Below are 10,137 nucleotides of genomic sequence, written 5' to 3' on the forward strand. Positions count from 1 at the left end.
ATTTTGCTATCCGGCTGTCATCAACCGTCTTTAGCTTAAGCGGCCTGTTTATGACTAAATACCATTCTCGCCAAGTGAGTAAACTCCTGTGTGAAATAGTATGAGGATCTGCTTAATGAAGGCTTTTCACTCCAAAACAACGTCGGTATTACTTGGCTCTGTACTGTTTGGCCTGTTGCTCGGTGGCTGCAACAGCAATGACAACAACGCCAATACTTCAACCCCGACACAGGATCAGCAGGAGAAAGTTGGCGCCAATCTGGGCCCCCGTCCCCTGTTTCTGGTAAATGACATGGATGAAGGGCCGCTCAAAGATAAACTGGCACAATGCAGCCAGGGGCCCTTTTATCGCACCGACTTCAGCATAGGCCACCGCGGCGCCTCCATGCAGTTCCCTGAGCACACCAAAGAAGCCTATATGGCAGCCATAGATGCCGGTGCCGGAATAGTGGAATGCGATGTCACCTTCACCGCCGATAAACAGTTGGTTTGTCGGCACTCCCAATGCGATCTGGCCACAACCACCAATATCCTGGGTATCCCTGAGTTGGCAGCCAAATGCCGTCAGCCTTTCTCTCCCGCCGATGCTGCCAATGGTGTTAACGCCAGCGCCGAGTGCTGTACCTGTGATATAACCCTGGACGAATTCAAACAGCTTTGCGGCAAGATGGATGGCTTTAATCCCAAGGCCACCACGGCGCATGAATTTATGGAGGGCACTCCTGCCTGGCGCACTGATCTCTACGCCAGTTGTGGCACATTGATGACCCACGCCGAGAGCATAGCTCTGTTTAAAGAAGCCAAGGTCAAGATGACGCCTGAACTCAAGTCCGCCAGTGTGCCCATGCCCTTCGATGGCTTTAGCCAACAGGACTATGCTCAGAAGATGATCGACGAATATCAGGCCGCCGGGGTGCCGGCAAAAGATGTCTATCCCCAGTCATTTAATCTGAAGGATGTGCAATACTGGTTGGCCAATAACGCCGATTTTGGCAAGCAGGCCGTTTATCTGGATGACAGGTATGACTCAGACAGCAGCTTTAACCCCAATGATTTGGCCCATTGGCAGGCCGATATGCAAAGGCTCAAGGCGCTGGGAGTCGAAATCATTGCACCGCCCTTGTGGGTATTGGTGGCACTGGATGACAGTGGCAAGATAGTTCCCTCGGCCTATGCTCTGGCGGCCAAGGAAGCCGGGCTTAAAATAATCACTTGGTCACTGGAACGCTCTGGCCCCCTGGCGCAAGGCGGTGGTTGGTATTATCAGAGCATCAGCGATGGCATCAACAATGATGGCGATGTCTATCAACTGCTGGATGTACTGGCCAAAGAAGTAGAGGTCTTGGGAGTCTTCTCCGATTGGCCGGCGACTGTGACTTATTACGCCAACTGCATGGACATATAACGAGTGCGAACAACAAAGAGGGCGCCCATTGGTGCCCTCTTCAGTATTTGATGATAGAAACCCTTTATCAGAGGAACAACTCTTTGATATTTCTCAAATCGCCCTTACCTTCAGCCAGCTCTTGCGGGCTCAAACCGGAAACTTCATGGGGGAATACCAACCATTCATCCGAGGCATGGATATAGTAGTCGGGCTTCAGTGGCACCGCAGTGTTCTGTGGCTTGTAGTAAGGACAAGCGATACGGATATCCTTGGGCATGTTCAGTCGCATCAGCTGACCGAGTTTCTCCTTCAGTGCAAAGATACTGCGGCCGGAGTCAAAAACATCATCAACAATCAGCAAACCATCATCGGCATTGGCATTTTCAACAATGTAGTGCAGACCATGAACCTTGATCTCCTTGCTCTGCTTGTCTGTGCCTATGCCGTAGTAGGATGAAGTACGCACCGCAATATGGTCGGTCTCCACTTTTTTGAAGTCGAAAAACTCCTGTACCGCAATCCCTATCGGGGCGCCGCCACGCCAGATCCCAACAATAAACTGCGGCCGAAAGCCACTGTCATAGACCTGTGCTGCCAGACGAAATGAGTCCTCCAGCAATTCCTGTGCGGTAATAAAGCGTTTTTCTGTCATAGGTATGCGACCCCATCTTGTTCTATTTTGTGTGCTTCGCTGTCTGCTTTTGGCAGGTACTGAATTGGAGGCCGGTTCCAAAATCCGGAGTGGCTTCCACCATTGTAGGCAGGCAGAGGATTTTGGGCGCGCATTTTATAACAAATTTTTCTTTGGCGCTGTGCCAAATGCACATTCTTGTGTCTCAGGCGACAAAAAATCTTCTCTAGTCGCTCAGTCCTAGTTGAGCAATATCTACTTTATTCACTTAAGCATGTTCAATTAATAAATAACAAACTAATTAACAAAGATTTTCTAACAAGACAAAACCAACAAATGAATAATTAGTCATTTTTTATGATTAGTTATTGATTGATGCGTTCGAACTGGCTATAGTGCCAGCCATACGGTTCTTCAAGAGTATCTTCAATGATGAAAAAATCCCTGCTTCTGGCCACTGTCACGGCTTTGCTGTTGACCGGCTGCGGTAAAGATCAAGATGTACTGGTCGTCGGTACCAATGCTGCCTTCCCTCCATTTGAATATATGGGGGGCGCCAATGGTGATGAGGTAAAAGGGCTGGATATCGATATTGCCAAGGCGATTGCCGCCGACGCCGGTAAAACCCTCAAGGTAGAAAACCTCAAGTTCGACTCTCTGATAGTGGCGCTGAACTCAGGCAAAATCGATTTTATCGCCTCCGGCATGACAATCACGGATGAGCGGCAAAAGAGCGTCAACTTCTCCACGCCTTACTACGAAGCCACCCAAGTGGTGATAGTCAATCAGGACAGCCAGATATTCAGCACTTCGGCTGATCTTGCCGGCAAGAAGATTGCGGTGCAGCTGGGCTCTACCGGCGACATCATGGCCAAGGAACTCAAGGCCGAAGTCGTGGCCTTCAATACGGGTTTTGAAGCCTTTATGGAGCTGAAAAACCACAAGGTAGACCTGGTACTGTTCGACAGCCAACCGGCGGCCACTTATCTGGCCAAGAACCCCACTCTCAAACAACTGGATATCGACTTCTCACCCGAGTTTTACGGTATTGCAGTCTCCAAGAATCAACCCGAACTGCTCGGCCAGATCAATGCCACCCTGTCACGACTGCAAAGCTCAGGTGAATACCAACAACTCCTTGAAAAGTATCAGAAGTAATCTTAGATGGATGCAATAATCTCTTCGCTGTTTACCCCCATAGGGGAAGACGGCATGATCGGTATTTTGCTGATCCTAAACGGCCTCAAGGTCACCTTGACTGTGACCTTCTTCGCCATGATCCTCGGTGCCATTCTCGGGGTGCTCACCACCTTGATGGGTATGTCCGAGCGCTGGTATCTGCGCTGGCCGGCCAAGCTGTATGTCGGGGTGATCCGCGGTACCCCTGTAGTGGTTCAACTGGTGATCCTCTACTTTATCGTGTTGGCCGCCATGGATGTCGACAAGGTGACAGCCGCCATCATCGCCTTTGGCCTCAACAGTGGCGCCTATATCAGTGAGATCATCCGTGCCGGTATCCAGGCGGTTGACAAGGGCCAGGCCGAGGCCGCCCGCTCTCTGGGGATGAGCCATTCACTGACCATGCGTGAGGTAGTGTTGCCACAAGCAATCAAGAATATTCTGCCGGCGCTCGGCAATGAATTTATCGTGCTTTTGAAAGAAACGGCCGTCATCGGCTTTATCGGTGGTGTGGATCTGATGCGTGCCGGTGAAATCATCCGCAGCCGAACCTTCGAAGATGTGGTGCCGCTGCTGACTTGTGCCCTTATCTATCTGTTGTTGACCTACAGCTTCACCTGGCTGTTGGGTAAGTTTGAAGCGAGGCTGAAACAAAGTGATTGAGATAACCAACCTGCACAAGTACTACGGCAAACTGGAAGTACTCAAAGGCATAGATCAGCATATCGCCAAGGGAGAAGTGGTCAGTATTATAGGCCCCAGTGGTAGTGGCAAGAGTACTTTTCTTCGCTGTATCAACCTTTTGGAGCAACCGACTGAAGGCGAAATACGGATAGCCGGTGAATCGATAACGGCGCCGGGGGCCTGTGTCGACAAGCTCAGACAGAAAGTGGGCATGGTATTCCAGCACTTTAACCTGTTTCCCCACAAGACAGTGTTGGCCAACCTGACGCTGGCACCGGTCAAGCTGGGGTTGATGAGTTCGGCCGAGGCCGAAGCCAAGGCTTTGGGACTGCTGGGTAAGGTTGGCCTGGCAGATAAGAAAGATGCCTATCCATCCAGTTTGTCCGGCGGCCAGAAACAGAGGGTGGCCATTGCCAGAGCCCTGACCATGTCTCCCGAACTGATGCTGTTTGACGAACCCACCTCGGCGCTGGATCCGGAAATGGTCGGCGATGTACTGGATGTGATGCAATCTTTGGCTCGCGACGGCATGACCATGGTGATAGTCACTCACGAAATGGGGTTTGCCCGCGAGGTGTCTGACAGGGTGATCTTCATGGATGAAGGGGTGATCCAGGAAGCGGGCACGCCGGAGCAGATTTTCAATGCGCCGCAAAATCCCCGTACTCAAGGCTTCCTTGCCAAGGTGCTGCGCTGAGCACAGGGTAACTTTTTAGTACAAAAGTGCCATAAATCTGCCATCTTTGTTCTCTATGTTGGGGGCTTTCCCAAACGCCCAATATAGAGAGGTTATTCGTGCGTCAATCCCATCAAGTCGCAGCATTGTCACTGCTGTCTCTGGCCCTGTTGGCCGGCTGTAACTCAGATAACGACACTCAAACTCCCGAGCCGGTAACGGGTCGCTGGCTCAAAGGCGATCTTCATGTTCACACTGCGGTTTCCCAGGATGCCAGAGAGACCCAGGCCGATATTCTCAAGTGGGGCTTTGAGGACTTTGGCCTGGATTATATGAGCCTGACCAACCATATGCGCAACAACAGCCAGGACAATGAAGATAACGATCTAGGCGGCATTCTCTTTTATGATGCCCTCTCCCGCTACGAAAAACCCGGACTCGCCAGCCTGATGCCCAACTACCCGGGCAAGTTGGTTTACTCCGGCTTTGAGTGGGATATGCCGACTCACGAACACTTCAATATCGCCATCTTGGCCGATGAACAGCGGACTCTGGATGCGATTAAAACCTTCGAGTACAGCTTCAGTGCCAAGAATGAGCCGGAGGATTTCGCAGCCGAAGATCTCGCCGCCTGGGAGGCCGCCGGCGTCAAGCGTCAGAATCAAACCCATGCAGATGCCGTAGCGGCGCTCGCCTGGCTGCAGCAACACTTCCCCAAACAGAGCTACGGCATGCTCAATCACCCCAGACGCTATCTCGACAGCTACACCATAGCCGAAGTCAGGGAGCTTCACGATGCCGCGCCTGAGGTCTTCTTCCTGGTGGAAGGCATGGTTGGCGGCCAGTTCAGTGGCAACCGCGGTGACTATGGTGACAGATCGAGCGGTGTTTACGGCGGTGTCGATCCCGTCGTGGCCGAAGTCGGCGGTTGGTGGGATGCGCTGCTGGGCGAAGGGCGCAGGATTTGGAACATGGGCAACTCGGATATTCACTTCAAGACCAGGCCACCTTACGCCAGCAGTTATTATCCCGGCGAATACGCCAAGAATTACACCTGGGTTGAGGGTGAAGGCACCCAGGCCCTGCTTGAAGGGCTACGCTCGGGGAACAGCTTTGCGGTATTTGGCGATCTAATCGATGGGCTGGATTTCCAGATGAATAGCGGTGATCAAACCATCACTATGGGACAAACCTTGAGCGCCAAGGCCGGTGACAAGGTCACTATCAATATCAGGTTCCGCAGCCCTGAGCTGAATAACAAGGAAAGCGATATCGGCAATGAACACTACGCCGGCATTAATCCGGGAGTACATCATATCGATTTGATTGCTGGCGATATCGGTGAGCGGGCCAAGCCGGGAACGGCTGCCTGGCAAAAGGAAACCAACGACAGCACCCGGGTGATCAAGTCATTCACCCAGGCCGACTGGCAAAAAGACAGCGATGGCTTCTACAACATGAGCTTCAGCTTTATCGCCGATGGCAAGCAGTATTTCCGCCTGCGTGGTACTAACCTGGATTACAACGTCAGCGGCTTGACCAACAAGGGCACACCTCTGCGTTCAGAGGTGTTGCCACAGGCCGAAGGGGAGCAGGTGCAGCAATGGTACAACGACATCAATGAGCGTAACTACGGCGATCTCTGGTTCTATTCCAACCCGCTGTTTATCACCACGCAATCCTGACTAAGTTCTGCACTCAGGCAGGACGCGGCAACTGCCCGTCCTGCAAAAAGTCTTTTAAAAACCAGGTCAATGGCATGCTACGGCTATTACGACGACTGAAAGCCACCTTGGCGGCCGAGCTTTGGCAGATCCAGTATTCACACTCCTGCGGCTCAGTTGATTGCAATACCAAAGGATCGTGCAGCGCCAGATTAACGCCCTCTTCGGCTCTGGCCGAAGTGTAGCGGATCATCTGCGCCTGCTGTTGCAGCAGCCAGGCCCCCATAGCCTGGGTATAGGTATAGTTCGACTTGTGAGTCAGTTGCTGCTGCACTTCCTGCCCCTGCAATAGCGTCAGGTCGGCACAATCGCGGGCATTGATATCCACAGAGTACAGCATATGCTCAGAGCGCAGCGGCTCCAGATAAGGCTCCAGCATGTCTGCCATAAAGACAAAACGATAGTAAGCAACTTCGGCCAAACAGGTCTGCCAGGATTCACTGGCATAAAAGAAGCTTTCCATTGTGATACTGCCAAAGCGCGAGCCATGGCGCAGCGGCGGATAACGAAACGGGGTCTTGAGCAGATAATGCAAGTGCTCTGTTCCACTTCGGTAAGGCGGTTTAACCTCATCGAGCAGAGACTCAAGCAGCATCTGTTCGTCAAAATCATCCACCAGGCTCAGGGTGGCGGCTTCTTCCTGGGACTCGACCAGGCGATAACCGCGGCCAAGGTAGGGGCGAGGGAAAAAGTCCTGCGGCTCTAACGCGCTAAAATCCATTTTCAGTTATTTGTCTCCTGTCACCGGCTATGGCTGTCAGACCTTGCCTCGCATCGCATCCAGATATTGGTTAACACTCACCAGGCCAACCACGGTTTGCAATAAAGTCTTGGGGGTCCCATTCAGCGCCTTGTTGGGGCTGTTGAGCCAGTGACGCATAAAGGCTTTCTCACCACCCGCTATGGCATACAACGAGCGATACAGGCGGATAAGCTGCAACTGCAGCTCCCCCTGCTTGGAATCGGGTTTAAACCCCTTGCCGCTGTTACGGCTCAAGGTGCTGGGATTAACACCTATGATACGGCTGGCCTCGGCCTGGGTAAGTTGTAACTCGCTGCAAGCATTGGAAAACGCCTTGAATAATACCTCGGCTGCATTGGCTTTCTCTAGGGTATTCATCTTTGCTGCTCCGCCATAAACCTGTCCATATATTAACCAAGATATACAGTAAACGCAATTTAACAGCCAAAAAACATGCAAACGCAATCTTGTTGGCATCGAGAGGTGGTTCCCCACCAGCGTACTTTCAATTTATTTTTGATATAGCTTGCAGCAGAAACACTGTTGTAAAGCGCAACAGAGATCGTAGAATGCCAAAACAATTTCAGCCTCATTTGTCCGGAGCAGTGACATGACAGATCTGACATACCTTGCCAAAAAGCGCTATACCACCAAGGCTTTTGATCCCAACAAGAAGATCCCCCAGGATAAAATTGAAGATCTGCAGAGTCTGCTGCAGTTCAGCCCCTCCTCGGTGAACTCCCAGCCATGGCACTTTGTACTGGCCGCGACAGATGAAGGCAAAGCCAAAATTGCCGAGTCTACTGCAGACTATGGCTTCAACACGCCAAAGATCCTCAACGCTTCCCACGTGGTAGTACTCTGTACCCGCAACAACATGGACGAAGCCCATCTGCTGCGTCTGCTTGAGCAAGAAGATGCCGATGGCCGCTTCGCCGACGAAAACGCCAAGCAAGGCCAACACAACGGCCGCTCTTTCTTCACCAATATGCACAAGTTCGAACTTAAGGATCTGCAGCACTGGATGGAGAAACAAACCTATCTGGCGCTGGGTACTCTACTGCTGGGCGCCAGCGTATTGGACATAGATGCAACCCCTATTGAAGGCTTCGATGCCAGCAAACTCAATCAGGTTTTGGGTCTGAGAGAACAGGGCCTGACCGCCAGCGTGGTTGTGGCTCTTGGCTACCATGACGAGTCTGACTTCAACGCCAAGTTGCCCAAATCTCGCCTGCCTCAGGAAGAGCTGTTTACCAAGATCTAACGAGGAACGAGTTTGCATCATCCCTTTCAGAACCCGGCTCCACGCCGGGTTCCATTATTTTCACCTTGCACCCACGGACACCTGTGGCATAGTAGATTTTATCGTCAGTTCAGGATGAATGATTGCTACCATGCTGCTTGCCAAACCCGCGCTGGCCCAGCCAGAGACCACTGAGGTCAAGCCGACCCGACTCAAGGGCGATAACCCGCTTATCTGGCCGCTGCTCAGCTTGCTCAAACGCAGCAACCGCTCCTGGAAGGTGCATCACCTCGCCACCGAATTACAACAGCAGGGACTGATGCACGACTTGGATCCTCTGCCCGAGAAAGATCTGTTCAAACGCAACTTCCTGTTGATGAATGCCCTCTATGAACTGCAACACATGCTGTTGCCGGGCCAATGGCTGCAGGTACAGGCCATGGATATCATATTGCTGCGGATCCCACCGGCCAATGTGCTGCAACTGCAACAGGGTGACTCAGCGCTTAGAGACTACTACCTCGACTGGAACAACTACGACACCTGCGTCAATGTTGTTCGTGAGATGCTGGAGTCCTTCTGGAACAGTTATCAGGATTATATTGGCGCGCGTCCCGGCCGTTTTGCCCAACGAGAGGCACTGCGGGTATTGGAGCTGGAAGCCGACGCCAGCGACAAGGAGATCCGTCGCCAGTGGCGTAAACTGGCGCTGAAGTGGCACCCGGACAGGCAAGGTGGTGATGCCGCCAAATTCAGACAGATCTGCGAAGCCTGGCAAGCCCTGCGAGGTTGAATAACCAGGCAAACCGTCAAAGCTTAGCCTCGCTCACAGAAATGGCCGCCAAAGGTGCCGACGCTTAAGTCATAATTAAGCCAGTCACATTAACCTGACAGCAAAGGGCGCTGCGCCCGGTCAATTCTGAGGAGATTATTTTGCTCAAGCCACTGGTTGCCGCAATGGCACTTACCCTGATCCCGCTGGCCGCCAACGCCGCCGACTTTATCGAAGGTAAACACTATACCCAGATAGCCAAGAAAGGCAGTGAAGAACCCAAACTCACCGAGTTCTACTCTTTCTATTGTCATAACTGCTTCAGCATGGAAACCCAGTATCTGCCGGACATCAAGGCTGGTCTCAATAAAGAAGTCAGCTTTGACAGCAAGCATGTCGACTTTATGAACAGCGATCTGGGCACTGAGGTGATGAAGTCTCTGGCCATCATGCAGGAGCTGGGCGCGACTGATAAGCTGGTTCATCCTATGTTTGCCGCCATTCAGGGCGAGGAAGGGGCCCATGGCCATGACCATTCCGCCCCTGGACACAAGCACACTTCTGCTATCAATAGCCGCGACGATATCAAGCAATTGTTTGCCGCCAACGGCGTCGATGTCAGCCAGTATGATGCCTTGGCCGACAGCAAGAAAATCAATGATGTCATCGCCTTGTGGCGTAAGCAGCAGAATGAATTTGCCATTCAGAGCGTGCCAAGCTTCGTGGTAAACGACAAATATATGGTTAACCTGGGAGAAATTCGCACCCTGGGCGAACTGACCGATCTGATCAATTTCCTGGCTACCGAAAAAGATGCCAAGCAAGATGAAGGCGGCAGCCTGGGTTGGTTGTTCCTGGCCTTTGCCGGTGTCGCCGCCGTCACCAGACGTCGCCGCTGAAATCAGACGGTATAACGATAACACGCTATATTCTCAAACAAGTCAAAGGCCACCCGGAGGTGGCCTTTTTGCTATCTAGTGTCTATTAGGGAAGGTGCGAATAAGTCCTCGTGGCACTCTCTTTTGTAGAGAGTGGCTTGCACAACAATTGGCGTTCAAGGCATCTGACTGAAGGCATGCCGGGGCCTGTCGAAGTCGGA

General features: G+C 52.2%; 11 protein-coding genes. 8 read left to right on the top strand and 3 right to left on the bottom strand.

The window, feature by feature from the left end:
- Positions 1-115: 115 nt before the first annotated feature.
- Entirely contained in the window at positions 116-1,405 is a 1,290-nt protein-coding gene (locus ON072_RS18030; RefSeq protein WP_274626130.1) for a glycerophosphodiester phosphodiesterase family protein, read from the top strand.
- Positions 1,406-1,472: 67 nt separating this feature from the next.
- Here the strand turns inward: ON072_RS18030 and ON072_RS18035 are convergent, their stop codons facing one another.
- Positions 1,473-2,039, bottom strand: a complete 567-nt coding sequence (locus ON072_RS18035) for a phosphoribosyltransferase (RefSeq protein WP_025011535.1) — start codon at positions 2,037-2,039, stop codon at positions 1,473-1,475.
- 411 nt (positions 2,040-2,450) lie between these two features.
- Between ON072_RS18035 and ON072_RS18040 the strand changes: the two genes are divergently transcribed.
- The 4 genes from ON072_RS18040 (at position 2,451) to ON072_RS18055 (ending at position 6,242) form a co-directional block, all read left to right on the top strand.
- On the top strand, positions 2,451-3,176 hold the full coding sequence (locus ON072_RS18040) for a basic amino acid ABC transporter substrate-binding protein (protein WP_045283734.1): 726 nt from the start codon (positions 2,451-2,453) through the stop codon (positions 3,174-3,176).
- A gap of 6 nt (positions 3,177-3,182) precedes the next feature.
- A complete protein-coding gene (locus ON072_RS18045; protein ID WP_025011537.1) occupies positions 3,183-3,860 on the top strand; it encodes an amino acid ABC transporter permease in 678 nt (225 codons plus the stop codon).
- Positions 3,853-4,578, top strand: coding sequence for an amino acid ABC transporter ATP-binding protein (locus tag ON072_RS18050; RefSeq protein ID WP_025886969.1), 726 nt, complete (start codon positions 3,853-3,855; stop codon positions 4,576-4,578). The genes ON072_RS18045 and ON072_RS18050 overlap by 8 nt, the downstream gene beginning before the upstream one ends.
- 98 nt (positions 4,579-4,676) lie before the next feature.
- A complete protein-coding gene (locus ON072_RS18055; RefSeq protein ID WP_107006061.1) occupies positions 4,677-6,242 on the top strand; it encodes a hypothetical protein in 1,566 nt (521 codons plus the stop codon).
- A gap of 13 nt (positions 6,243-6,255) precedes the next feature.
- On the opposite strand, the gene ON072_RS18060 is transcribed toward ON072_RS18055, so the two are convergent.
- The gene (locus ON072_RS18060; RefSeq protein WP_045283715.1) at positions 6,256-7,002 is read right to left on the bottom strand and encodes an RES family NAD+ phosphorylase; all 747 of its coding nucleotides are present in this window, start codon (positions 7,000-7,002) and stop codon (positions 6,256-6,258) included.
- 36 nt (positions 7,003-7,038) lie between these two features.
- Positions 7,039-7,401, bottom strand: a complete 363-nt coding sequence (locus tag ON072_RS18065) for an MbcA/ParS/Xre antitoxin family protein (RefSeq protein ID WP_025011540.1) — start codon at positions 7,399-7,401, stop codon at positions 7,039-7,041.
- 232 nt (positions 7,402-7,633) lie between these two features.
- Here ON072_RS18065 and ON072_RS18070 point away from each other — a divergent pair, with 232 nt between their 5' ends.
- From ON072_RS18070 to ON072_RS18080, 3 genes are all read left to right on the top strand, one after another.
- On the top strand, positions 7,634-8,287 hold the full coding sequence (locus ON072_RS18070; protein WP_025886967.1) for an oxygen-insensitive NAD(P)H-dependent nitroreductase NfsB: 654 nt from the start codon (positions 7,634-7,636) through the stop codon (positions 8,285-8,287).
- A gap of 130 nt (positions 8,288-8,417) precedes the next feature.
- Positions 8,418-9,059: a DNA-J related domain-containing protein gene (locus ON072_RS18075; protein ID WP_261752945.1), complete on the top strand. Its 642-nt coding sequence runs from the start codon at positions 8,418-8,420 to the stop codon at positions 9,057-9,059.
- A gap of 140 nt (positions 9,060-9,199) precedes the next feature.
- Complete coding sequence (locus ON072_RS18080) at positions 9,200-9,937, top strand: DsbA family protein (protein WP_044733833.1); 738 nt, start codon at positions 9,200-9,202, stop codon at positions 9,935-9,937.
- Positions 9,938-10,137: the final 200 nt, after the last annotated feature.

This window comes from Shewanella sp. K8, assembly GCF_028823715.1.
Taxonomy (GTDB): Bacteria; Pseudomonadota; Gammaproteobacteria; order Enterobacterales; family Shewanellaceae; genus Shewanella; species Shewanella algae.

Coding starts and splice junctions, on each gene's coding strand:
- ON072_RS18070 (WP_025886967.1), top strand. CDS start 7,634: ATGACAGATCTGACATACCTTGCCAAAAAGCGCTATACCACCAAGGCT.
- ON072_RS18035 (WP_025011535.1), bottom strand. CDS start 2,039: ATGACAGAAAAACGCTTTATTACCGCACAGGAATTGCTGGAGGACTCA.
- ON072_RS18030 (WP_274626130.1), top strand. CDS start 116: ATGAAGGCTTTTCACTCCAAAACAACGTCGGTATTACTTGGCTCTGTA.
- ON072_RS18040 (WP_045283734.1), top strand. CDS start 2,451: ATGAAAAAATCCCTGCTTCTGGCCACTGTCACGGCTTTGCTGTTGACC.
- ON072_RS18060 (WP_045283715.1), bottom strand. CDS start 7,002: ATGGATTTTAGCGCGTTAGAGCCGCAGGACTTTTTCCCTCGCCCCTAC.
- ON072_RS18045 (WP_025011537.1), top strand. CDS start 3,183: ATGGATGCAATAATCTCTTCGCTGTTTACCCCCATAGGGGAAGACGGC.
- ON072_RS18075 (WP_261752945.1), top strand. CDS start 8,418: ATGCTGCTTGCCAAACCCGCGCTGGCCCAGCCAGAGACCACTGAGGTC.
- ON072_RS18065 (WP_025011540.1), bottom strand. CDS start 7,401: ATGAATACCCTAGAGAAAGCCAATGCAGCCGAGGTATTATTCAAGGCG.